The sequence below is a fragment of the Polyangium jinanense genome (genome assembly GCF_028435265.1).
GTDB lineage: Bacteria > Myxococcota_A > Polyangia > Polyangiales > Polyangiaceae > Polyangium > Polyangium jinanense.
This window is the reverse complement of sequence record NZ_JAGTJK010000095.1, coordinates 1-23,906: the sequence shown is the minus strand read 5'-3', so window position 1 is coordinate 23,906 and position 23,906 is coordinate 1. Positions and strand designations below refer to the sequence as shown.

The 23,906-nt window shown below is 64.1% G+C and carries 20 protein-coding genes, 1 tRNA gene and 1 pseudogene; 7 read left to right on the top strand and 15 right to left on the bottom strand.

Translation table 11 applies throughout. The annotated features are described in order from the left end of the window. Positions 1–91: 91 nt before the first annotated feature. Positions 92–1,267: a metallophosphoesterase gene (locus KEG38_RS52705; protein ID WP_272428570.1), complete on the bottom strand. Its 1,176-nt coding sequence runs from the start codon at positions 1,265–1,267 to the stop codon at positions 92–94. Positions 1,268–1,486: 219 nt separating this feature from the next. Between KEG38_RS52705 and KEG38_RS52700 the strand changes: the two genes are divergently transcribed. Continuing rightward, the gene (locus KEG38_RS52700) at positions 1,487–1,852 is read left to right on the top strand and encodes a nuclear transport factor 2 family protein (protein ID WP_272428568.1); all 366 of its coding nucleotides are present in this window, start codon (positions 1,487–1,489) and stop codon (positions 1,850–1,852) included. Here KEG38_RS52700 and KEG38_RS52695 read toward each other — a convergent pair. Beyond that, positions 1,849–2,181, bottom strand: a pseudogene (locus KEG38_RS52695) (peroxiredoxin family protein); the annotation flags it as partial. The gene KEG38_RS52700 and the pseudogene KEG38_RS52695 sit on opposite strands and share 4 nt — an antisense overlap. 332 nt (positions 2,182–2,513) lie before the next feature. Here KEG38_RS52695 and KEG38_RS52690 point away from each other — a divergent pair. Then, positions 2,514–4,622, top strand: a complete 2,109-nt coding sequence (locus tag KEG38_RS52690) for a TolB-like translocation protein (protein WP_272428564.1) — start codon at positions 2,514–2,516, stop codon at positions 4,620–4,622. Between the two features lie 48 nt (positions 4,623–4,670). On the opposite strand, the gene KEG38_RS52685 is transcribed toward KEG38_RS52690, so the two are convergent. From KEG38_RS52685 to KEG38_RS52675, 3 genes are all read right to left on the bottom strand, one after another. Continuing rightward, on the bottom strand, positions 4,671–4,853 hold the full coding sequence (locus tag KEG38_RS52685) for a hypothetical protein (RefSeq protein ID WP_272428562.1): 183 nt from the start codon (positions 4,851–4,853) through the stop codon (positions 4,671–4,673). Between the two features lie 77 nt (positions 4,854–4,930). After that, positions 4,931–6,121 carry a tol-pal system YbgF family protein gene (locus KEG38_RS52680; RefSeq protein ID WP_272428560.1) on the bottom strand — a complete coding sequence of 397 codons (1,191 nt, stop codon included), beginning with the start codon at positions 6,119–6,121 and terminating at the stop codon, positions 4,931–4,933. Positions 6,122–6,180: 59 nt separating this feature from the next. Next, entirely contained in the window at positions 6,181–7,617 is a 1,437-nt protein-coding gene (locus tag KEG38_RS52675) for an NFACT RNA binding domain-containing protein (protein ID WP_272428558.1), read from the bottom strand. Positions 7,618–7,821: 204 nt separating this feature from the next. Between KEG38_RS52675 and KEG38_RS52670 the strand changes: the two genes are divergently transcribed. Continuing rightward, complete coding sequence (locus tag KEG38_RS52670; RefSeq protein ID WP_272428557.1) at positions 7,822–8,814, top strand: Rieske 2Fe-2S domain-containing protein; 993 nt, start codon at positions 7,822–7,824, stop codon at positions 8,812–8,814. Between the two features lie 268 nt (positions 8,815–9,082). Further along, positions 9,083–9,165, top strand: a tRNA-Leu gene (locus KEG38_RS52665). 70 nt (positions 9,166–9,235) lie between these two features. Here the strand turns inward: KEG38_RS52665 and KEG38_RS52660 are convergent. From KEG38_RS52660 to KEG38_RS52640, 5 genes are all read right to left on the bottom strand, one after another. Next, positions 9,236–9,649 carry an outer membrane protein assembly factor BamB family protein gene (locus KEG38_RS52660; RefSeq protein WP_272428555.1) on the bottom strand — a complete coding sequence of 138 codons (414 nt, stop codon included), beginning with the start codon at positions 9,647–9,649 and terminating at the stop codon, positions 9,236–9,238. Between the two features lie 72 nt (positions 9,650–9,721). Then, on the bottom strand, positions 9,722–10,306 hold the full coding sequence (locus tag KEG38_RS52655) for a DUF2878 family protein (RefSeq protein WP_272428553.1): 585 nt from the start codon (positions 10,304–10,306) through the stop codon (positions 9,722–9,724). Between the two features lie 121 nt (positions 10,307–10,427). Beyond that, entirely contained in the window at positions 10,428–10,838 is a 411-nt protein-coding gene (locus KEG38_RS52650; RefSeq protein ID WP_272428552.1) for an outer membrane protein assembly factor BamB family protein, read from the bottom strand. Positions 10,839–10,938: 100 nt separating this feature from the next. Next, positions 10,939–11,727 carry a hypothetical protein gene (locus KEG38_RS52645; RefSeq protein WP_272428550.1) on the bottom strand — a complete coding sequence of 263 codons (789 nt, stop codon included), beginning with the start codon at positions 11,725–11,727 and terminating at the stop codon, positions 10,939–10,941. 411 nt (positions 11,728–12,138) lie between these two features. Next, on the bottom strand, positions 12,139–13,935 hold the full coding sequence (locus tag KEG38_RS52640) for a hypothetical protein (RefSeq protein WP_272428548.1): 1,797 nt from the start codon (positions 13,933–13,935) through the stop codon (positions 12,139–12,141). Between the two features lie 337 nt (positions 13,936–14,272). Here KEG38_RS52640 and KEG38_RS52635 point away from each other — a divergent pair, with 337 nt between their 5' ends. Then, positions 14,273–15,148, top strand: a complete 876-nt coding sequence (locus KEG38_RS52635; RefSeq protein WP_308216903.1) for a toll/interleukin-1 receptor domain-containing protein — start codon at positions 14,273–14,275, stop codon at positions 15,146–15,148. 275 nt (positions 15,149–15,423) lie between these two features. Next, entirely contained in the window at positions 15,424–16,674 is a 1,251-nt protein-coding gene (locus tag KEG38_RS52630) for an alkaline phosphatase PhoX (protein WP_272428544.1), read from the top strand. A gap of 662 nt (positions 16,675–17,336) precedes the next feature. Here KEG38_RS52630 and KEG38_RS52625 read toward each other — a convergent pair. Beyond that, positions 17,337–18,005: an START domain-containing protein gene (locus tag KEG38_RS52625; RefSeq protein ID WP_272428542.1), complete on the bottom strand. Its 669-nt coding sequence runs from the start codon at positions 18,003–18,005 to the stop codon at positions 17,337–17,339. 282 nt (positions 18,006–18,287) lie between these two features. Between KEG38_RS52625 and KEG38_RS52620 the strand changes: the two genes are divergently transcribed. Next, entirely contained in the window at positions 18,288–18,680 is a 393-nt protein-coding gene (locus KEG38_RS52620; protein ID WP_272428541.1) for a hypothetical protein, read from the top strand. Positions 18,681–18,714: 34 nt separating this feature from the next. Here the strand turns inward: KEG38_RS52620 and KEG38_RS52615 are convergent, their stop codons facing one another. The 4 genes from KEG38_RS52615 to KEG38_RS52600 form a co-directional block, all read right to left on the bottom strand. Beyond that, on the bottom strand, positions 18,715–19,170 hold the full coding sequence (locus tag KEG38_RS52615) for a hypothetical protein (RefSeq protein ID WP_272428539.1): 456 nt from the start codon (positions 19,168–19,170) through the stop codon (positions 18,715–18,717). Between the two features lie 123 nt (positions 19,171–19,293). Next, complete coding sequence (locus KEG38_RS52610) at positions 19,294–20,316, bottom strand: glycoside hydrolase family protein (RefSeq protein WP_272428537.1); 1,023 nt, start codon at positions 20,314–20,316, stop codon at positions 19,294–19,296. A gap of 707 nt (positions 20,317–21,023) precedes the next feature. Next, a complete protein-coding gene (locus tag KEG38_RS52605) occupies positions 21,024–21,818 on the bottom strand; it encodes a hypothetical protein (protein WP_272428536.1) in 795 nt (264 codons plus the stop codon). 37 nt (positions 21,819–21,855) lie between these two features. Further along, positions 21,856–23,460 (bottom strand): AAA family ATPase, encoded by a 1,605-nt coding sequence (locus KEG38_RS52600; RefSeq protein ID WP_272428535.1) that lies wholly within the window; start codon positions 23,458–23,460, stop codon positions 21,856–21,858. Positions 23,461–23,906: the final 446 nt, after the last annotated feature.

Here is a 23,906-nt window from a genome sequence, read left to right as displayed (position 1 = left end):
TCTTCCAACCCGCGTCCAGGGCTTGCCCTGGTTCGGGTCGCGGGGCGAACAGCCCCCGCGGGGTCCGGGGCAGCGCCCCGGCGCGGCGGCCCTAGGCCACCAGATACCGCCGCACCGCGCGCGGCACCCCGTACGCCTGCTCGATCTCCAGGTACGGCCTTCCCGGCGCATTCCGCGGGAATGCGAAGCTCGCCGTGTTCGCATACCGCTCGGTGAGCGCCTCGCGGTGCGTGTGACCAAAGACCACGAGCCGCGCGCCCGTCGCGTCCGCGATGCGCGTCGCGCCCTCGGCGAGCTGCTCGGCCACCGACCCGGCATAACGGTTGTGCCCGCGCGCCCAGCTCAATGTCATTGCCAGCGCGCCAATCGAAAAGGCTGCCCCGCCTGCTCGCTTTTGGCCGAGCGCCGCTGCGGACAGCCCCGCGCTCATCGCGAGCGTGGACAGCACCCGATCGAAATAGAGACGCGAGAACGTCCGGCTCAGGCTGGCCATCGTCGGCCGCGCCCCGAGCGGGAGCATCGTGCCCACGAGCTCGGGCGGGATGCCGAGCTCTGCGATGAATCGAGCGGCCTCCTCCGCGCCGAGCGGCGCCTCGTCGTCCGCGCGCCTTTGATAAGACCGCCCGCTGCGCAGGATCGCGTGAATCGCGGCGTGGAAATACCGATAGATCACGTACGGGGCGCGCGGGCCGTAGAACGAGAACGCCGAGAGGAAGAGCCTTAGGGGCGTCTCGTCGTTCATGTTGAGGTAGCGAAACGCGCCCGTCGGAGCGATGAATTGCTCGACGAAATGCACGCCCAGGCTCGCTTCGCCCACGACGAGCGGGTGAGCCGGGGCGTTGTCGGGGTCGTAGAGGTGGCCGTGCTCGATGTGGAGGTCGCCCTCGCGAAAGAACCAAGGGGTCGTGCGCAGCCGCGCGCGGGCCTCCGCGGGTGGGTCCAGCGCCGTGACCAGGGCGCTCCGGAAATCGGAAAGCGCGAGGGCCGCGTCGTGGTTGCCGCTCACCAGCCAGAGCTCGCCTCCTCGCGCAAGGTGCCGGCCGAACGCGGCTTTGGCGGCCGGATGCGCCTCGAACACCGCCTCCACCGCGCGAGGCAGCGGCAGGCGGGGCAGATCGGCCGAGAGATCGAAGAGGTCGCCGGCGCACACGATTCGCGCGCCCGGGTGTGCGTCGACCAGGCGGGCGAGATCCTCGGACACGGCCCGTGGCACCGAGCGGGTCAGGTGAACGTCACCGAGCACGACCGTGGAGGGCGATTGCACCATGGTCACTTCTTATGACCCGTCCAGCCGGGGCGAGCAAAGTGATGTTTTGGGTCGTCGAGCGCCCGGCAGTCGAGTGCAAGTGATGGGGGCTCTCGCTCGGCAGGCCGAGCTGCCGCCCCCATACCCCCGCAGCCCCCATCGACAAACCAGAGGGCACGCACCAGGGAGCCATTCATGGAGAGCTCGATCCGTCGCCGAGAGGCCAATGAGCAGCCCCTCATGGAGCAGATTCGCCACGCCCTTCAGATGCGGGACGTGGAAGCGCTCGCCAACCTTTATGCCGAGGACGCCGTCCTCGAGGAGGTTTCGAGCCTGAACCCGCCCGCCCACCCCATCGTGGTGCAGGGCCGCGACGCCATCTTGAAGCAGCTCCGCGACGAGTTCCTGCGGGACCCGGTCGGCGGGTGGCATCGCGAGGTGAAGAGCACGGACATCATCGACGAGATGGAGACGGACGAGGCCGTCGCCTTCACCGAGGTGCGCACCTACGCGGCCGGGGACAAGGTGATCACCCAGCACCTGGCGCACAAACGGAACGGACGCATCCAGCACGATCGGCTCGTCGTGGCGCGCGACTCGGATTAACGAGGCGAGGCCGGGAGCGCTCGCTCGATTGCGCGTTCCATTTCGGCGAACGCCTCGGAGTCGAGCGTGAGCTTGCCGCGACGACGGTGAAGGACGCGGCCGTCGGGGCCGAGGACGAGGAAGGCCGGGATATCGACGACCCCGGCCGTCTTCGCCCATTCGCCGCGTGTGTCGAGGTAGGTGGGATACACCATCTTCTCCTCGCGCGCGGCATCCTCGGCGGCCTTGCGCTCGGCCTCCGCGTCGTCCGGGTCGAAGTTCGATACGCCGATGACCCGCAGACCGCGGGCCCCGAAGCGTTCGTGCAGCGCGAGGATCGCGGGCACGGACGCTCGGCAAGCGCTTCAGGTCGGGTGCCAGGCCTCGACGAGCACGACCTTGCCGCGGGCCTCGGCGAGCGGCGCGGGCGCGCCGTTGATCCACGAAGAAGCTTTTGCGTTCGGGAAATCGGCGAGCGGGGCCACCCCGTCGCTTGCCGAGGCGTCCGGGCTTGCGCTCGATGGGTTTTTCTTGTCGCAGCCGAGCGCACAAAGCGCGAGCGTGACGAGCGCGAGAGGGCGGGATGTAGAGCCTTTCTGCGGCGCATTCTGCCAGTGTAGCGCAAGACGAGCGGCCCGCCGTGCTCGGCGCGTGATAGCGTCGTAGACGGAGGACTTCGGACATGAGACGTCGCTCGCTTGGATTGGGTTGGCTTGTGATGTTCGCGGCGATCACCGCGTATGCTTGCGGAGGCGGGGAGAATTCGTCGGGCGCGGGCGGCGGCGGCACGGGCGCCGCGGGGCCCGGGGGGTCGGGCGGGGGCGCGCCTGATGCCGGGGAAGACGGCCTGTTCGTCGATCACGGCCCGGTCGTCTCGCTCGCCGTGGATCCGCCTTCGATCACGATCGTCGTGCAGAATGGCGTCGTCACGCCCGTCGACTTCCAGGCCATTGCCACGTTCCAGGACCAGACGACCGCCGTCGTGTCGGCCGACTGGACCTTCGATCGACCGGATGTCGCGCTCGTTGGCCTCGGCACGGGCAAGCTCTCGCCGACGGGCACGGTGGGTGGCATGGGCAAGGTCACGGCGAGCTCGAATGGGCTCACGGCCTCGGCGGACGTCACGGTCAAGCTCGCGTTCGTGGACAACGCGGGCGGGCTCACGCCTGAGGAGCAGGCGGCCTTCGACGCGCCGGATCCGGGCCCCTCGGGCGCGATCGTGTATCCCTACGACAAGACCGTCTTCGCGCGTGGCATTCTCGCCCCCGAGATCATGTGGAATGGCGGCGCGCCCGGCGACGCGTGGCTCGTGCACCTCCAGCAATCGTACGTCGACGCGAAGTTTTACGTGAAGGCCGATCCGCCCTCGGCCTTCCTCATGGCCGAGGATTTCTGGGGCAAGCTCGCGGCCTCGAATGCGGGCGAGCCCGTGCAGGTCTCCGTCTCGCGCCTCTCGGGCGGCAAGGCGTATTCCCCGACCAGCCAGACGTGGTCGATCGCGCAAGGCAGCCTGCGCGGATCCATTTATTACTGGGCCGTCAACACGGGCCAGCTCATGAAGATCGCGCCGGGATCGGCAAATCCGTCGGTCGTCTTCGATTCGGGCTCGTACGATCAGCTCGGCACGCCGCCGCCGCCCGAGTACGATCAGTACCAGCCTCCCTGGTCGCAGGGCGTGAACAACAAGCGTTGCGTCGCTTGCCACGTGGTCAGCAAGGACGGCAGCCGCCTCGCCGCCGTCTTCGAGCGCAAGGGTCAGGCGCCGAGCCCCTGGGGCACGATCGACCTCACGCTGCCGGATCCGCAGGTCATCCAGGTCTCGTCGTACCAATCGCAGACGCTTTTCGTCGCGCTCACGCCGGACGGCAAGGTCGCCGTGCAGAACGACGTCGACCTCCGCATGCGCATGAAGGACGCCACCACGGGCGCGGCCATCACGAGCGAGCTCGACGCGATCGCCGACAAGACCGCGGACCCGGCTTTCTCGCCGGACGGCAAGCTGCTCGCTTTCTCCAGCAACGTCACGGGCAGCTACCCCGTCGAGTTCTCGCGCGCCGACCTCGACGTCTTCGATTTCGACGCCGCCACGAACGCGCTCGCGAACCGCCGCCAGATCGTCGCCGCCGGCAACCTCGCCATCGCGTTCCCGAGCTTCTCGCCCGACTCGCAATGGATCCTCTACCAGAAGGGCGATTTCAGCCGCGCCAAGTACGGCGCGAACCAGGTCGGCCTGAACGACCTCTACATGGCGGACGTCGCCAAGGCCGTCGGCGAGCTCCCGCTCGACGCGGCGAACGGCGTCGGTTACCTCGACGACAAGAACCGCCGCATCAATTACCAGCCGACGGTCAACCCCATCGCGGTCGGCGGCTACATGTGGGTCGTCTTCGTCAGCCCGCGCGATTACGGCAATCGTATGGTCTCGGCCTCGAACCCGACCTACGAGAATCGCAAGCAGCTCTGGGTCGCGGCGATCGACGTGAACCCCGCGCCCGGCAAGGACCCGAGCCACCCGGCGTTCCTGCTCCGCGGCCAGGACCTCTCGACCATCAACATGAGCGGCTACTGGTCGCTCGAAGCCTGCAAAGGCGAGGGCAACTCCTGCGCGCAGGGCTTCGAGTGCTGCACGGGCTTCTGCCAGCCCGACGCCGGCGGCAACTACGCCTGCGTCCCGCCCCCCGCGGGCAAGTGCTCCGAGATCGGCGAGAAATGTACGACCGGCGCCGATTGCTGCGGCAACCCGCAGAACCAGTGCATCGGCGGGTTCTGCGCGCAATCGCAGCCGAAGTGAGGCCGAGCCCGGGGGGCCGCGTCGCCCCCCTCGCCCTCCGCGCTCCGTCTAGCGGTTCGCCGACGCGCGGATCAGCCCTCGGATGAACTGGATCCCGCCGAAGATGATCGCGCCCCACGCCATGACGTAGCGCCCGCCACCGTTCGCTGCGCTCGCGTACGTGGCGGCTGTCACGACGATACCGCCCACACACCAGAGCCCCCCGACCACCATGTCACGCTTGCCATCCATCGAAACTCGTCTCCCGCGCGATGCGCCCAGCACGCATCATCGCCGCGGTGTGGCAGGAGACGCAAGCTCGGATTGCGTCAGGGCTTGCAACCGAGGCGCAGACTCCGGTTCACCTCATCGGCGCGGATCGCGTTGTTGCCGCTGCGGGTCGCGATCTCGATGGCGCGCGCCTGGATCGCGCATTTCTCGGCCTTGTAGCGGTCGATCATCACGTGAAGGACCTCGGTCGCCTCGAGCGGTCGTCCCTCGTCTTCGAGGATCTGCGCGAGCCGGTTCAGCTCCTGCTTGATGACGTCCTCGTTGCTCTCGGCGAGCCGCACGAAGAAGGCCGCGGCGTCTTTCGCGCTGAGCGGCTTGCGCGTCGCGGCGAGCTTGGGCGCGTCGCGGTAGATCTCGTCCACGGTGCCGGCGGGCCCGTGGATGCGGGCGGCGCTGGCGGCGCCTTCGAGCGCCTTCCACGACTCGTCGAGGCGGCTCAGCTTGTGGAGCGAGAGCGCGAGCCGGTAGCCCGCGACGCTCGTGCGTTCGCTCGGCGTGTACTCGACGATGCGGGCGTAGAGCTTGTAGGCGTTCTCGTAGTCCTCTGCGTTGAAGAAGAACTCGGCGAAGTTCCAGTACGCCTCGGGCACGAGGGGGCTCTTCGGGTGCTTCTCGATGAGCTCGAAGTAGACGGGCCGCGCCGCGGAGACCTGGCCGTACGCCACGTAGAGCCCGCCGAGCCGGAAGAGGACCTTGTCCATGTCCTTGTAGTCCGGATGATCGGCGATGAGCTTCTTGTGCGCCTTGATCGCCTCGGCCGCGTACATGTCGGCCTTCTGGATGAGCTTCTGCGCGTCGGGCTTGAGGCGCTTGACGGCGGCGGCATTGCGCGCGGGGAGCACGGGGCCCGCCTTCGCGGGGGCATCGCTCACCTCGCCTTCGGCCGCCTTCGGTTCGGCCGGCGGGGGCAGGGACGAGACGTTCGGATCGGCGGCGAGGGCGCGGTCGCGGTTGTTCTTGGACAGCTCCGCTAGCAGCTCGCCGAGGCGATCGAGGGCCTTGGGCCGACCCGGATCGGACTTGTCGATCGCGGCGAGGAGCTGGTTCAGCTGTGTGATCTCACCGAGCAGCGCGGCGTCGGGCCCTGCGTCGGCCTGGGGCTGGGGTTTGCCCGAGGAGCCCTCGGACGAAGGGTCTTTCGGTTCCGGCGTCTCTCCGCCGCCGCAACCGGCGAGGGCGAGGGAGAGGCAAAGGCCGAACGGGAAGAGGTGCGAGGCGACCGTGCGCATTGCGAGCATGCTAGGCGATCTTTACCGCTCTGCGTCGGTCGCTAGCAAGATCGTGTCGCTCACCCCTCCTGCTTCGAGGCGAGGAGGCGCGCGAGCCGCTCGGGCTCGACGCGTACCACGAGAATCTTCTCCCGATCGAACGTCACCGCGCCCGGCGCACTTTTCCTGGGCTTTCGGACATGACGGCGCTCGACGTAGCTCACCTCGCAAGCGTTCTCGCCGCGGGCGTCGCTGAAATGCGCGGCGAGGGTCCCGGCGTCGACGAGCAGCTCCGCGGGACAATTCTGCCCCTTGTCGAGGGGCACGATGACGTGGGCGCCGTGGATGTTCTTCGCGTGCAGCCAGAGATCGTGCGGACGGGCGTGCCGCGTGATGAGCTCGTCGTTGTCCTTGCCGCCGCGCCCGACGAGGATGGTTCGTCCGAGCGCATCCCGAAACGTGTGGTACGGCCTGCGCTCCTTGTCCTGCTGCCGCGAGGCTTTTCCGCGGGAAGCGGCCTCGATCTCGGAGGCGGAGACGCCGGCGCGCTTGGCCTGCTCGGCGAGCGCGTCGAGGGCGGCGGGATCGGCCGGGGCCTCGGCGATCGCGTCGACGAGCGGGAAGACCGTCTCCCACGCGTGTTCGGTCTCGGCGAGCCGCTTCTCCATGACGGCGGCGCCGCGCTGAAGCCGCCGTGCCTTCTGAAAAAAGGTCTCGGCCTGCGCCTTCGCGGGTTTGTCCGGCGCGAGCGTGACCTCGATCGTCCCGCCCTCTTCCCAGTCGTCGAGCGTGGCGCGCGTCGCGCCCTTGGGGACCTTGTTCCCCTGCGCGACGAGCAGCCGGCCGATCTTCTGGAGCCGCGGCGCATCTTGCAGCCGCGCGAGATCCTGCCGCACGGCCTCGGCGCGCCGTTCGAGGGCCTTGAGCTTGGCTTTGGCCGCACGAAGCAGGCCCGTGCGAAGGAGGTCGAGGGCGCGCGCATCGGAGGCCTCGACCATGGTGAGGCCGTGGCGTTCGAGGTCCTCGGTGGAGCTGATCCATCGGGAAGGATCGACGCCGTCGCGCGGGGGAGCGCCCTCGGGATCGAGCGGCCAGACGACGGTGGCACCGGAGGGAGACGAGACGGACGCCTGGCCGCGTCGTCCGACGCGAAGGGAGAGGCGGGCGCCGGGGAGGGCGTCGTCGGGGGGATCGAAGGTGAGGTGGAGGGCGCCGTCCTGGAGGAGGATCGAGCGAACGCGGTGATCGACGAGGTGTGCGCGCATGGCCGCGACGAGGGGATGCGCGGAGGTGGCGCGCGCCCGCGGGAGGCGCGGGACGAAGCCGAGTCCGGTGACGTGCGGGCCGAGGCCGGCGGCGAGGAGGAGCCTGCGACCGATGTAGAAGGGGAGGACGAGGAGGCCGGTCTCCGGGCAGAGGTGGGCTGCTTCGAGGCGGGCGTGGAGGAGGGGGGAGAGGGGGGCGGGAGCCGAGGAGGGATCGGGCGGGGGCGCAGGAGGCGGCGCGGTGGTGGTCATCGGGGAGCGGCGTAGGAGAGGGTAGATTGTCGGAGAAATGCGGCCCTATGGCGGAATGGTAGGCGTGGCGGATTTGAATTGCCCACGTAAGATGATTTTTTCTACCACCCTGAACGAGCTCTGCTTCCGCCTCTCCAAGGTGTCCACGGATCCGGGAGAGGATCAGCAGACGAGGACCCCCTGTAGATTGTATGCTTGCCTGACATGGCCCAACGGAAGCAACAGCGCTACGACCTACCACCCTACACCGAAGGATGGTTTCAGATGGGCTGGAGCGACGATCTCGCGATCGGTCAGCTCCGCCAGCTCCGTCACTTCGGCCGCACCTATGTCATGTTCCGCGGCGACGACGGACGCGTCGGAATCCTCGACGACGTCTGCCCGCACCTCGGAGCCCACCTGTCCGAGGGCGGCTGCGTGCGCGGCAACTCGGTGCGCTGCCCCTACCATCATTGGGCTTTCGACGCCGGCGGTCGCTGCACCGACATCCCGTACGCGACCAAGATCCCGGTCAAGGCCCGGATCGCCGCGCACTCCGTCGTCGAGCGTTACGGCATGATCTTCATGTACCGCAACAAGGCAGGCACCGCGCCGGCCCGCGACCTGCCGACGATGGACGACTTCGACGAATCCTCGTACATGCGGCCGGCGAAGTACGAGTTCGAGGTCGAGATCCACGGTCAGGACATCATGGAGAACTCGGTTGACAGCCCGCACTTCTCCGCGGTGCACGGCCACGACATGCCGGTCAACACCTTCCGCGAGGAGGGCCATGAGCTGCGGGTCACCCAGTTGACCTCGGTGCGACGCTTCGGCACCACCCTGCGCGCTCGCCTCGAGTTCCACCTGATCGAGCCCGGCTTTCATTACGTGCATTTCCCGGAGATGCCGGGCCCGGCCGCGCATGTCTTCTCCTCGATCGTCCCCGTCGACGAGCGGCGGGTCCGCCACCGGCTCTCGTTGCGGGTCAAGCGCTCGTCGATCCCGGGCTTCTCGCTCGTCGCCCGCCAGTTCCTGCTGTGGCAGATGATGAAGACCTACCGCGAGGACATGCGGATATGGCAGAGCAAGGAGTACCTGCCGCACCCCGTCCTGTGCGAGGGCGACGGATCGATCATGAAGCTGCGCGCCTGGTACCGCCAGTTCTTCGACCCCGACGAGCCGTCCGTCCGCCGCCTCGACGTAGTGCCTAGCTGAGGGGTTGGGTCCCTCATCGCTGAAAGTTCGCCGCTCGTCACGCTCACCGGCACCACGGGGATCGGCAAGACCGCGCTCGCGGCGCGCCTCGTTGCCAGGTTCGAGGAGCCCTTCCATGACGAGCGAGGAGGGGGGAGAGGGAAGAGGGGGCGGGGAGGGTGGTCATGACCGGGGGAGAAGGTGTATACAGGCAGGTCGAGGCGGACGGGAGCCGAGGCGGGAGCGGTAGGGAGGAAGGACGAGGAGGCAGCAGAGGTACGGTAGATTGGGCCTCATGGCGGAATGGTAGACGCCGGGGATTTAAAATCCTCTGCCCGAAAGGGCGTCCCGGTTCGAGTCCGGGTGAGGCTACTGCGAGGGGAAGCGGGGCAAGACGGGCAAGCCGTCGGGGGCGGCCTGGTGAGGATTCGAGGCTCGGTGGTCATTGATCGTGATCGATCTGTGCGACGTTGCCTGGCACGCCGAGAGCAACGGCCCACGCGCCCATGCCCTTGAAGGGGTGATGCCAGAGCAGCGCGCCCGTGTTCACATCCACGCAGGCGGCCTCGCCGCCACCACCGAAGAAGATCTCGTCGCCGTCGACCACGATCGAGCCTGCCGTCGACGTCGGCACAGTCGTTCGCCACAACAGCTGGCCGGTTGTGTATGCGAGGCAGACGAGCTCTCTTTGATAACCGAGCAGCACGCGTCCGGGCGGGAACAAGAGCCGCGCCGGGAACGGCGAGTGGTACTGCTGCTGCCATACGATCTTGCCGGTGCGACGCTCGACCGCGATGACATTCCCTCCGAAGGTGATAACGAGCAGCGGGGCGTGCGGGTCCTGATGTCGATACATGGTTCCTCCGAGGCGGGAGGATCGCACGGTCGCAGGGGCTCGCGCGAGCGATCTGACGGCGAGCATGCAACGTTAGCATCCCGGCCATGGGCGGCCGCGGAGCCAGCGTGTGACCGAGAGGGCAAACGGTGCGCCCTGGAGATAGAGCGCGGGTAGCCACAAGGGCACGAGGACGAGCTCTCGGTGCTCGTAAGCGCAGGCGCCCGTGGCGTGGAGCGCGATCTCTCCGAGCGTGCCGAGCGTGCCGAGCACCGCCGAGAACGCGATCACGACGCGGCGATCGGGGCGCCGGAGGACGCGGCCAAGCCACGCTCCCGTGAGAAGTACCGTGACCGGGACGATATGCGCACCGAGAATGCCGGTCATCGCGTACGAGCCGAAGAACCAAGCCCCGTCGAGCACGATGGCCCGGCGCGTCGGCTCCACGACGTGCGCCGATGGCCGCCAGGCGCAGAGAATGAAGCCGAAGATTGCCAGCGCGAAGCTAGGCGCGACCCACCACGGCTGACCGAAGGGGCGAAAGTCAGACGAATACGAGAGCACGCCGAACTGAACGTGGAATTGATCGCCGGCGGTGAGCAGCGCCGTGCATGCGACGAGCGCGAGCACGAGTTCCTTGGGCGATCGTGCGACGAGGGGGCGGGCCGGGGGCGACATGGTGGATGCCGCATCCTACTCCTCCGCGAACGTCGGCCAAGCTGACGCTTCCGAGCGCGCCCCCGGCGGGGGCTGCCGCTCGCTCAGCGGCCGTCGCTCGTCTTTCCTTTCCGAGCCGCCGTCATCGACTGTGATCGATCTGCGCGACGTTGCCTGGCACGCCGAGGGCGACGGCGCCCGCGCCCATGCCCTTGAAGGGGTGATGCCAGAGCAGCGCGCCCGTGTTCACATCCACGCAGGCGGCCTCGCCGCCAGAACCGACGAAGATCTCGTCGCCGTCGACCACGATCGAGCTTGTCGGCATCGGCATAGCCGTTCGCCACAAGACCTCGCCGGTTGTGTATGCGAGGCAGACGAGCTCTTTGTGATAACCGAGCAGCACGCGTCCGAGCGGGAACAAGAGCCGCGCCGCGAACGGCTCGTGGTACTCCTGCTGCCATACGATCTTGCCGGTGCGACGCTCGACCGCGATGACGTAGCCGTTGAAGGCGATGACGAGCAGCGGGGCGTGCGGGTCCTGTTGTCGATACATGGTTCCTCCGAGGCGGGAGGATCGCATGGTCGCAGGGCTCGCGCGAGCAAAGCGACGCGTGTGGCGCGTCTTCCAAGGGAAAGCGTTTGCGTCCGGATGCTCAGCCGGGGGCGGCCTGCCCGTTGATCCTGTCCGCGGGTACGGCCGTCTTCTTGCGCGTGACGTTCCTCGATTGGAGCGGCGGGACGTGCTGGTCCACGTCGTCGGCCCATAACCACATTCCGACGCGGCGCAGATCGCGGTGACGCTGGACGAGGAGGGTCCATAGGCGGTCGCGGACCTTGACGCTGTCGAGGGCCGGGTCTTTGCTTTTCGTTCCCTTGGGCTTGACGCGCTTCAGGAGATCGGTCCCGATGGTCGCGGCCTCTTTGATGCTTGCGGCGGTGACGGCGGTCTTGCCCTTGATGTCCTTGGCGTGCTTGGTGAAGAGGGCAGCGAGGTCGACGCAATCTTGAGCGAGGTCGATGCCGCCCTTGCCCGCGCGGATCTTCTCGACGGCGCGCAAAGGAATGAGGCCTGCGGCGGCGAGCGCGTCGGCGGATTTGATGAGCACGTCGCGGAGGGCGCGCGCCTTTTCCAGCAGAGCGGGGGTGGACCCATCACTCGAGCGGTCGACCTGCGCGGCGGCATAGATGACGGCGAGCGCGAGGTCGTCGAGCTTCTGGAGCTCCGCGACGTCGACTTTCGGTAGCTCCTCGGTGATCCGGGCGATATGCGGCGCGATGGCGTCGAGGCCGCTCTTGACGTTGTGGTACGCGAGGGAGGGGTCGGCGCGGAAGGTGCGGACGTCTGCCTCGGGGAGGTCTTGCGCGGCAGGGAGGAAGTCGTCGTAGGCTTTCTGGGAGCCAACGATGTCGGGGGATTCGAGCTTGCTGGGTTTGGTGGGCATGACGGGTGAGGGTAAGTACAGGTTGAGCGGCTGGCAAGAGTGAGGCGTTGGGGGAACGGAAGGGTGGAGCGGTTCGGGGGAGTGAAAGGTTTGGTCGGCGGGAGGGGGGGAGCGTGGCGGGAGGCTGAAGGTTTCGGGGGAGGGGATGGGTGGAGGATGCGAGGGAGGCTGGCGGAGAGGGGGGCGGATGGGTGGAGGGGTTCGGGGAAGTGAAAGGTTGGGGGGCGGGGATGGGGGGAGGGATGCGGTGCGTCAGGGGTGGGGGTGGGGGGAGGGGGTGGGGTATGGGGGGGCTCCTATTCGGAGACAACAGCCTGTCAACTTGCGTGGGTCAGAAAGGCATCACCAAAAGTAGGAGAGTTCGCCATGCGGCTCGCCGTATCGCTCCGTGAGACGCTTGAGGGCTACGCATCAAAAATTGGCGTCAGGGAACAGCAACGTCTGGGTTCTCACGAGCATGTCAATCGCCCGACCTGCCAGTTCGCTGCTTTGGAGCAACCTGTACTTATGCCTGGAGAGCTTCAGAAACTCGCTCAGGCTTGGACGTAGTCCCCCTTGGGTTGTATTGCAGTAGTCGCGCAGAAGGTCGACAAGGCGAAGCCGTTCGATCGATGAATGCAAAATCTCTAAGTCCTCGACGGTCATGATGATTATAGGAGCGACCGCTAACCGGCCCTTTCGCATGTAACCATTAGAAAATTCGTGTTCTGGCTGGATTAGGTTAGTGAATTCTCGATTAAAAAACTCTGCATGTCCCGGCGTGCTCAACAACGTATCATACACGAGTAGCACTGAATAGATGCAGGTGGCGTGCCTGAAGCGCTGGTCGACGTCGGCAGGGCTCGAAGAAAGAAGCCGAACCGAGCGTGCGAGTTGCCCGATGCCCTTAACCCCTCTATCTTTGGCTGTCCCCTCCGTGACGCCATATTTCTTTCGAAGCTCGCTTATGTAGCCATCGATGCCGTCTTCCTGTAGCGTCTCGTCCTTGATGAACACGCCTTTTATCTCGAAGAGCACGAGGTCGGTCGCATCATCCAGGGACGCGTCTGCGAATTCGACATTGCCATTGTGCGTTTTGGTCTGTGGGTTAAAAATGATTCTATCGGAGAGGTGTGATGCCGATGGCGGATACATGGTACGCAGCAAGCTGCCGACGTATGATTCGAATGCGTAGCCGAATGCTGAGAACACGCTGTTGTCTCGATTCAGTGTTCTTGCCACCTTGGCAATGGCAAAGACTGGGCCGACCGAGAATTTGTCGCTGTAAAACACTGGATCCACGATGATTGCTCTGCCGTCTGCAGAGTGAAGGATCGGTCGATCCCGGAGTGGCTTTAAGTCGAACGGTACGAGTTCGGGCACCTCGGAGCCTTCACGTTTGCCCCATAGAGCAGCGCGAAGTTCATCGGCGGTTTGCGATTCAGCTGCAAGATATTTACGAAGAACCCCAGCCATGGTGGGCTCAACATGAGCTCCTATAGTGTTAATGTTGAACCCGCCAGGGTTGGCTGCTGCACTTTCTGGATTGATGTTGGCGTAAACGACCGTTATGGCACAGGCGCATGCAAGGTATTGATCTAGCGAGATGCCGGTGGCCTTTGAAAACTCCTGCTCGGCGTTTTTGTACGACTGCCTGAAACTGTCTCCGTAAATTGTGATTCCTCGAGCTAATGCGCTGGCCAGGTCGACTCCAATCAAGTTTAGTGCAATTCCGCTCCGGATCGCATGCATCGCGCGGCGGCGATCCGCCTGCGGGCTTCCGGTCGCTACGAGGCGACCATCGTAGGTCCTCCGGCCCCAGATGTCACCAGCGATCAAGGCTGCCTGAACATACCGTCGGCGCATGTCGGGATCTTCAAATGCTTTCCCATCGTTCGGATGATCATGGGCGAGCAGGCACGTCCATCGAATCATTTCCAAGAGTTGTGCGCGCATGAAAACGCGGACGCGCCTTGCGCCGCCATGCTTGAGTACGAAACGATTGATTCGTTCGATTTCAGTGTCGGAGAAGAATAGTCCTATTGCATACTCCTGTTTGCCAACCTCGTCGGTATTCAAGGAGTTCGACAACAGGAGGTTCAGTCTGGCACTCCAGAACAATGCATCCGTTCGACTCAAGCTACCAACGAGTCGCTTGAACGTGTCGAAGTCGTTCGACACATCCGGAAACACCTCGGACACCGGGATATAAACACCGACTTCGGACATTGGCCGCCATGCCCCTTCCGTATGCGAACAGTGTATCCTGAACGGTGATGCTTGACAAGACTGACGCCCGAGCAGACTCCTGGCCACCAACCGTAGCGCGACGTGCTGAACGAGGCGCCGCACCCTCGATAGGAATGACCACGTGGGTCGATGGCGCGTCGCTGAGAGCAACGGATGCCATTGGCGACGCGACGCCGGATGGTCCACCTGCGGCGCATCGATGACACGTACCTCCTCGCCCACCCCCGTCGTGACACCGACGGCGCGCGCCTCCGACGCTGGTGCCCCGAAGTGAGCATCCGATGCGGAACCATCAGCGAGCGGCGGCCATTCGTGGATGCTTGCATCCTACGGGCCTGCCAGTGTAGGATCAAACGTCATGAAGGTTTTTCTCAGTTGGTCGGGTGATCGAAGCCGACGCGTAGCCAGAACTCTCCGAGAGTGGCTTCCCCTCGTGCTCCAACACGTTGAGCCTTGGATGTCCGAAAAGGACATTGAGGCTGGAGAACGCTGGGGTATCGAGATTGGGAAAAAGTTAGAGGAAAGTTTCTTTGGTGTGATTTGTTTAACCAAGGAAAATTTGACGGCACCCTGGATCTTGTTCGAAGCTGGTGCGCTGTCCAAAATAATGGCGTCCAGTGCAGTCTGCCCATACCTGCTTGGTTTGGATTTTGGTGACATCACTGGGCCACTGTCTCAATTTCAAGCAAAGAAAGCTTCAAAGGAACATACCCGCGCGCTAGTGGAATCGATCAATAAGTGCTCAATTGAACAAGGGATGAAAGGCCTAGACGGGAACCGTCTCGGAGCTGTATTCGAAGGCTTCTGGCCGCAGCTCGAGCGAGACCTGCATGAAATCCCCGCGGCCGTAACCGTAAGTCGTGGCGAGTCACCGATAGGCAACCGACCTCAGCACGAGATTCTTGACGAATTGGTTGAGATAGTTCGAAGCGTCGATCGGCGGATCTGCGAGGTGAAGGCAGCGCTGGATGGCGGAATGGTATTGGACCAACCGTCATACGAGACGACTAACGGCCGTGTCGGGCAAGCTGTCAGGCATGTAAAGTTTGGCAGCGGAATCGTAGTGGACATCGACGGCGGTACTGATCCCATAGTCACCGCTAAGTTCGCGCAGTGGGGCGTCAAGCGCATCAAGGCGCGGTTCCTTGAGTTCTCCGAGAGCCAAGTAGACTCCGGAACCACCAATAAATAATGGTCGATTGCATGTGCATGCGATCTGATTGGATGCGTGGCGGCAGCACCACGGCGTTCCACCGCTGACGACATATAGCCCGATGCGGTTCGAGACCGAGAATGACCCCGAAGTCCTCCGACAGGTGGCGCTGCTGCTCGAGCGCGAGCACCAGAAGCTCGCGAGGAAGGCCCCACCGATCGAGGACTTTTACGGTCTCATCACAAGGAAGCGACGATCCCTTTACGCATACGTAAAGCTCGAACGCCCCCTCCAAAGCCGGATACCATCCGCCCATGCACAAACCCAGCCCCCTCTTCTCTCGACGTGTAATCCTACGTGGAGGCCTCGCCGGCCTCGCCACGCTGATGACCCCCTCCCTGCTCGCGAGCTGCTCCTCGGAGAGCGCTCCATCTCCGCCAGCGACGGGCGACACCGAACCGCCGTTTGGCGTACCCATCGACGGCCCCAAGCTCGTGTCGCGCATCGCCGAGATCGGGCCGCTCGGCGATCCCGACGCGAATGGCGTCAAGCTGCCACCTGGCTTCTCCGCACGGATCGTCGCACAAACGAACGCAAAACCCCTCGAAACCTCCGATTACATTTGGCACATCGCGCCGGACGGCGGGGCGACCTTCCTCCTCGAGGACGGCGGTCATGTGTATGTATCGAACTCGGAGGTCCCCATCGCCGGCGGCGTGGGCGCGCTCCGCTTCGACGCCGCGGGAAAGCTCGTGGACGCTTATCCGATCCTGAGCATGACGAACATCAACTGCGCCGGAGGGCCGACGCCCTGGGGCACGTGGCTCTCGTGCGAGGAGGCCTCGCGGGGGCGCGTCTTCGAGTGTGATGCTCGCGGCGAACACGAGGCGATCGTCCGCCCTGCCCTCGGCATCTTCAAGCACGAGGCGGCCGCGATCGATCGGGTCAAGCACCACGTCTACCTGACCGAGGACGAGAACGACGGGTGTTTTTATCGATTCGTACCAGACAAGCTCAATCGACACGGATTCGCGGACATCTCGAGCGGCAAGCTCCAGGTGGCCGAGGTCGGGATGGACGGGAGCGTCAAGTGGCTGGATGTGCCGGATCCGCTCTTCGAAGGCCTGACCCCCACGCGAAAGCAAGTCGCGAGCGCGACGCTTTTCGACGGCGGAGAAGGAATCTGGTACCACCAGGGGATCGTGTACTTCTCGGCCAAGGGCGAAGGACGCGTGTACGCCTACGACACGATGACCGAGACACTTGCCGTGCTTTATGACGCGAGCCAAGCGGAGAATCCCATTCTGACGGGCGTCGACAACATCACCGTCTCGTGTTGCGGCGATGTGCTCGTGGCCGAGGATTCGGGTGACATGCAGATCGTGGCGATCTTGCCGAGCGGCGAGCTCAGGCCCATCGTGCAGGTGATGGGGCACGACAAGAGCGAGATCACGGGGCCTGCGTTCGATCCTTCGGGGACGCGCCTCTACTTCAGCTCGCAGCGCGGCAATGGGAGCGGCGGCGTGACGTACGAGATCACGGGTCCGTTCCACGCGCCTGCATAGTCGCCGCGACCTGCATCCCGTTCATGGCTGGGGATCGGGCTCGTGCAGGCGGGGAACTGCTTGCGTGAATGCGCAATCCCTTGCTCGAAGCGGCAAGCTGTTCAAACGCCGGACCTTGGTTCCGCCACACACCGACCGCGCCGCGCCGGCTGGCGTAGCGATTGCTGGAGGTCCCGGGAGACCTCATGCCCACGACCGCGCTCCCTACGCACCTGAACGAGGAAAAACGATGAGCCTGCTTGCAAGGAGGCTGCCCGCCCTGGTTGCTCCCCTCCTCGCCGCGACCGCCGTCCTGCCGAGCGGTTCCGCCTCGGCCAGCACCGATTGCCTTGGGCCGAATTCCTACACGTTCGGCGCTGTGGATCGCCTCACGCGCTGCGTGAGTCCGAACATCGTGGTCTTCGCGGACTCGGCCGTGGAGGCACTGGAATGCGCGCTGGCGAGCGCCGCGCGCCGCGACGCTCAGCTCGCCCTCTCTGGGTCACCGCGAACGTATCCGATTTGCGTCACGGGCCCCATTGGGAGATCAAGCCTCCAAGTCTTCTCGTACTCCCAGGGCGACGCCGAGGCGTGCGCACGCTCCCAGGTCTGCGGGGCCCTCGGCGACTGCACCGCCGCTCCGGGCGCGTGTCGGTGATTCCAGCGGGACGATCGCAAAAGCGTCAGCGGTAATTCGGGACCTCTTTCTTGAGCCGAACGATGAAGTCGACGATGTTGTCCTTGGCCTGGTCCTTCCCGAGCCATGAGGGGACGGAGCCCGCGACATCGAGGTGGAAGCGGTAGACGGCGCGGGTGCCCTTGGCGCCTTCGGGTTCGAGTCGCCAACCGCCCTGGTGCGCGTTCACGCGGACCACGCCGTCCACGGGCTTCGGCCCGCGCTCGTTGGCGGCGACGAAGCGCATCCAGAGGATCGCGCCCTCGGCGCCCCAGGTGACGTTCAGGGTGTAGTCGCGATCGTCGATCACCGGGAGGTCGAGCCGCTGATAGACCAGCAGCGAGTCGGCGTTGCGGGCGAGGATCTTGTTTTCCTTGAGGTGCTCTTGCCACTTCTGGTGGTTCGCGTAATCGAGCAGCGCGCGGCGCACCTGCTCGGGCGGCGCCGGGAGGCTCGCCTCGAGTGCGAACTCGACGCCGGCGCGCTTCTCGCGGCGGTGGACGCGGACGCCCTTCTCCTCGGTGACGAGCGTGAAACCCTCCGACGCGAGCGCGCTCGCGGGCGCCGGAGCGCGTCCCTGCGACGGGGCGCCGGCCTGCGCGGGCGGGGGAGGCTCGGCCGAAGCGGCCACGGGCGCGAGGGCGAACAGGATGGCGAAAAAGGTCCAGCGTCTCATCGTCTGTGTCCTCAAAGGAGGTGGATCAAAGAGGTCCCGACCACCGGCGCCGCTGGGAGATTCCACGGATCACCCTGCGGCGGCGAGCAGCCCTGGTACCGGCGCCCGCAGATCGAGCGTAAGGGAAATGGACAGTGATGTCCACTTGGGTCTGGAGGAGATGCGCGCGTGTCAGGGCGCCGACGTCCCGTCGGATCGGATATCCTGAGGCTGGGAAGCTCATCGGATGCGTGTGTGAGGTGTTCCATGCAACTTCGACCGAGGACTCATCAACGAGCGTTCGTGATCCTGTGCCCTGGGCTGCTCCTCGCGGCGAGCTGCTCGGGCTCGTCGATCGAGGATGCCGCAGACGGAGGCGGAGGAGCCGATGGGGGCACTTGCAGCTATGTCTGGGAACCGCCGCCGGCGAAGTTCGACGCCTACAAGTCGGGAGCGGAGTCGGCGCCCTCGTGCGGCGTGCAGGCGTGGGAAGCGCTTCCGTGCGGCGCCTGCATCGGCGACGAGGTCTGCGCGGCGGGACATGCGCGCGATTGTTGCGGGATGCCGCCGGCCCCCGGAAGTCTGACGTCGCCGCTCGACCAGTGGCTGTGTAGCTGTGAAGGCGGCGAATGGATGTGCTGGGTGCTCTTTCCCGCCGCCAGCGCCTGTATCTGCTCATCGCCCGACGGGGGCTGAGCGACGCCCACGGGACGTCTTCACGTGAGGCGCGTCAAACCAGCGCCATCACGAGGCAAGCCACCTCCGCCAACCCCACGAGGATCGAAACGACGAGCGCCGCTTTCGACCACCGCTCCCCGCGGCGTGAAATCCGATAACCGAGCGCCGCGAGCGAAAGCGGCAGCGCCGTGACGACAATGCCGATCCACGCGGTCAGCCTCGCGGACGCATGCCAATCCGGTCCATACGTACGCCTCACGTCGGCGGGTGGGCCATAACCGCCCGTATCGATCCAGAAATCGATCCGCGCATGTAGCTTCGCCGTCGTCACCGCCGCGAGGACGAGCACGAGCGTCGCGACAATGGCCGCGATCGCGGCGGCCACGGCCGAGGCCTTCGGGCGGAAGCGCGCGACGAGCGCCGCGACGAGCGCCGCGACAAACGCAGGCGCCGTGGCGAAGACCAGCACGACGAGGCTCGCGAAGCCTGCTTCGTGGATGGGGTTCATCGCATCAGACCCTTCGCGCGACGGCGCTCATCCCGCGAGGATACACGCTTTGCCTTGTCGCGCGCGTGGGACATCGCTTTCATCGCGCCGATCCATGACGCTCTCGAGGAGTGCCTGGTCTCCTCAGTGCGCGAGCGGGCGCGCGAGGGCGTTGCGCCAGGTGGTCATCGCGGGGCGTGCGGCGCCGTTTTCGTCGAAGAAGCCGGTGTCGCGCCAGACCGTGAGCAGATCGCCGCCGCCGGCCTTTTGCCAGAGGGCGTCATAATCCTGCACCACGAAGTTCACGACGAACGGCATCTTCAGGGTTTGCGCCTCGTTGACGAGGAGATTCACAAAATTGTCTTGCTTCTCTGGGGACCCATGGAAGGTGATGCCGGCCATCGCCAGGGTGGTTACTTGCGCTGTGTATCCGCTTTCGGCGATGGCGATGGGCTTGCCGGGCGCGAGGGCCGCGAGGTCGGCGAAGACGGTCGGCGGGAGCGAGTCGGCGAGGTACTTGCTCATATAAGGATAGAGCGAGATCGCCAGGATGTCGGTGTACGGCAGGATGTCGGCGAGCGCGGCCATCTGGCCTTCGTGGTTTGCGTCGGTCCAGCCCTCGAGGAGGTCGACGCCGGTGAGCGTCACGAAGACGGGTAGATCGGGGTGCGATATCTTCAGGGCTTCATAGGTGGACTTCTGGAGCTCGACGTAGGCAGCCCAGCGCGCCGGGGCGTTTTTCTTCAGCAGGTTGACTTCGATGCCGATGCCCATGAAATCGGGCTTGTAGTTGGCGATCGCGGTTTCACAGAAGCTCAGGTAGGCGGCTTTCACCTCGGGCGCGTTGAAATCGTAGGTATCCCACGGCGGAGGCAGGGGCATGTGCTCCTGGGCGCCCCAATAATCGGCCATCTTGGAGCGGGAGTCGTCGAGCGGGGTGAGCCCCAGATAGATTTTATGATCCGGCTTGATGTGAGCTTTTTGGAAGGCCCATGCATCCTTGACGGACTGGCCGTAGCCGTCGAGGCCGAGGCCTTGGCCTGCTTCGACCCAGGGCACGCCCGAGAGGGTGTGGAACGCGTAGAGATCGCCCTCTTGGGCGAGCTTGTCGTAAACGTCGAGCACGGCGGCTTCGGTGATGTCGTAGGGGAACGGCGTGAATCCCATCGCGAAGGAGCGGGCCTCGGAGCCGCCCGAACCGCCCGAGCCGCCGGTGCCCGTGGCGGAGCCGCCGGAGCCGCCTGAGCCGCCGGGGCCGCCTGTGTTGCTGGTGGTGGTGCCCGTGTTGCTGGAGGAGCAGGCGAGGAGGAAGAGAGCTGCAAAGGTCGTGGGAAGGAAGTTGGTAAGGTATTTCATGGGGGATCTGGGTTCGAAGATACCGTTGATCCCGGTTCCCGCACAATACGCTCATTCAAGATTGCTTCGTAAACCATGGCTCTCAGGACCTCGACTTAGGGCTCCACCTCCTCGCCGATGCGCCTTTCGACCTCCGTTTTCCTCGCCTCCTACGAGCATCAGGACGATTTCCAGTAGCCCTTGAACCAGCCTCACCAACTCGAAGCTCCCTTCCAGCGCCTCGGCGTCACCTGTGCCTGCTGGATCGACCTTCCTGCGGGAGAGTCCTCGGTGAAGGTGGGAGACAGGCTCCGCCCGGCTTGGTCGTCCCCCTCGCCATGGCCCTCCTCCTCGTCGGGGTAGACCCAGCTCTGAACTGTGCGACATGGCGGCGCGTGGCTGGAGCGCGATCAACGTGTCGCCCTGCATGACGGCGTGGACGCGGTCCCGAGTGAACGCGTCGACGTGGCCGGCGACCGGTAGACATGATTTCAAGACGGCCGCCGGTGTGGGAGATGGAGGCCTTTCTGAGATGTGGTTTACGTGGACACGCGCAGCCGTAGCAAACGCCTGGGCAACCGCCCTTCTGTAAGAGCATACCTAATGACATCCAGTGGATATCCAGCAATGTCGACGAGCTGATTTAGGAAGGCCGGAGGCAGTGGATCGTCGTTGCGATCAAGTGTCCAAGAACGCTTTCCGTCGAACTTAACAATATAATGACTTCCACCCCCGCTTGGCGATTTTACTTCAGACGCGCCAATGGTATACACGTTTTTATGTGCTAACTTGAAGCTGACTTCCCGTCGATGTATCCCATCGGGGAGTACCCATTCATACGCATCCTCAAGCGAGCCGACCTGTGCCGGGCCGACAATGGGGAATGCTCGATTGGGGGGTAATGCGTAACAGTCGACAATGCCTCCCGAGAATCCGCCAGGGCATGCTATGCCAATGAAGTAGCCGAACACGCCAGTCTGATCATGGAGAGAGAGGACTTTTCCAAGTTCATCGGCCCAGTAGCCGACGAGCAGGCTTTCGGATGTGCAACGGCTTGGCAACGGATGTGCTACGGTGAGCTGAACGTGCTCAAGCCGAAGCCTAATAATTCTCTCGTTCGGCGACAGTATCCACTGTTGTAGTAGTCTGTATACTTCCATCAAGAGTGGAATGGTCGTCGTTTGAGACCACTCGAAGTGCTCAACGAAACCCTCGAGAACAGAGGTCAGGAGGATATGGGCGTCGTCGCGCTCCATCCACTCCTGTAAAGCGCTCAGGGTGTCAACGGCCTCGTTGAGTTCCTCCTCCGTCCTTGGGAAGCTCTGATCGAGCACACTGGGTGAGAGACAAAGCAGAGGGACTTTGCGCATGTTATCTCTTGCCCCGCTCTCGTACCTTGCGCTGTGCTTTCAGTAACCTACCCGTAAGGGAAGCAGCTTCACCGAAAAAGTTGCTCGGCCAATTGGGTATCGTGCCGTCAGGTTGGATGGACAGGTCGTGTAGCCTGGGTGGTGAACGATCCCCGTCGATGAAAAATATGGCTGACTTGGCCGCGATTTCTCCAGTGTCGTCTTCAGCAGCTAGGACACGAACGGCATTGACCAAGTGCTCGCTGTGCGTTTCAATGATAACTTGCTGCCCGTCGCGCATCATCGCAACCAGAAATTCAGCAAGACGAACCTGTACCGCTGGATGTAAATGCAACTCTGGTTGCTCGATAAGAAGAATGCTATCTGGCTCCGCCAAAAGTCCCTTTAGCAATATGGGTAGCAGCTGCGAGTATCCGAAGCCAGAGTCAATCAGAGGGTATGTGCCCTGCGGGCCACGTATGGCCAGCTCAACCAGAACACCCTTGGTTGCATCAACTTTGATGTCGTCAAGATCTGAGGAGTCTGCCGTCTCATTGAACTTGCCCGTACGCATATATCGAAGCCATATGCTGAGCAAGCGAAGGAGCGTGCTCTCTTGGGTAGCGCCGCCAGGAACGGAACAGAAAATTTCATTGTCCTTCTGATCCTTGAGCACGTGGGGAGAGAACGCGCCGGTAGTGTCCATCCCTTGGGCGTTATCCGTGTCCGCCAAATAGTACCGCTTGGCCGCAGCGCGAAGCGGACCAACGTATTGTGCATTGTGAATGGCGTGCCTAAAATGACTGTTTATGGCCGCGATGGTGGGCGGCAGAGGCATAAGGTTCCAACGATCCCTCTCGGGTTCTTGCAGAGCGACGTTCCCTTTGCGATGGCGACGTTGCTTCTTCTTGGGCGGTTTTCCTGCTACGAATTGAGGGATTATGTCTAGTAGAACGGCGGGAAGTTTCACATTGTCTGCATCGAGCTGCTCCGCCTCGAATAGCTTTGGTCCTCCCACGCGTTCGAAGTATCGTCGTGGCATAATGAGGTGGTAGCGGGTGGTGTACTTTTCCTCAAGTAAGTGGTCCTCGACTACATGCCATGAGAGCAGTGACTGATCGTTGACGGCCACGTTGCAGTCAAGTCGCTTGAGTACGAAGCGAGAGTCGCCCTTGCTGCTCGGCCCAAATGAGAAATTGTAGGCAATTTTGCATTTGGTCGGTCCGATATCACTAGCTGACGGCAAGGACGCATCCGTGGGCTCAGTCTTCGTATTTGTTGTATTGTTGTTCTTCGGACTCTGATGCGGGAGAGTGCGTAGGAATTCGACGGTGGACGAAGCTATCTCATAGTCTAATTCGACGCCGATCGATAGGTTTTGACTTGTGTCGCCATTGGATATGAATGTCGCGTGGTTGCCTAGATCGACTCGGTTGCCAACGAATCGCAGTTCTCCGATCTTCGAGCCGTCCATAGTGAGGCTCTGGCTGAGCAGCCCGATCGTCCGAAAGACGGTTGATTTTCCGGCACTGTTGGTGCCGCAGAGGATGGTCAGGGGCGCCAGCTTGAACTGCCATTCTGCTCCCTGGAACAGACGCACATTCTCTAGTTTTAATGATGTTAGCATGCGCTTTGGTTGTTATGTTAATGTGATAGATGTACGATATTATGCTAGACTATTATGGCTACGCGTTGCAACAGTTTGTTGGGGGTTCAGTTTGATGGCGATGTGTGAATTGTGCCACGTTTGGGGGTCGACTCTCCACTCGTCCCCCCACCCGCACCACACCTCCAAGACAGTCGCCCCACCCCCGCAACCCACTCCCACCTGGTCGCACATCCACTCCGGACAATTGTCCAAACTTGTCCGGATTTGTCCGGACATGTCCGGACCTCCCCCCGTGACCTCTCTCACCTCTCCCCGCGACCCCCCCACCTATCGCCGCCCCCAATCCCGCCCCTCTTCCCCCCGAAAACCCTATCCCTCGCCGCCACACCCACCCATCCCCGCACCCACATCCCACACCCCCGCCAGCCCCTCGAAACTGCTCCCAAATCCAGCCCGATCCCCCC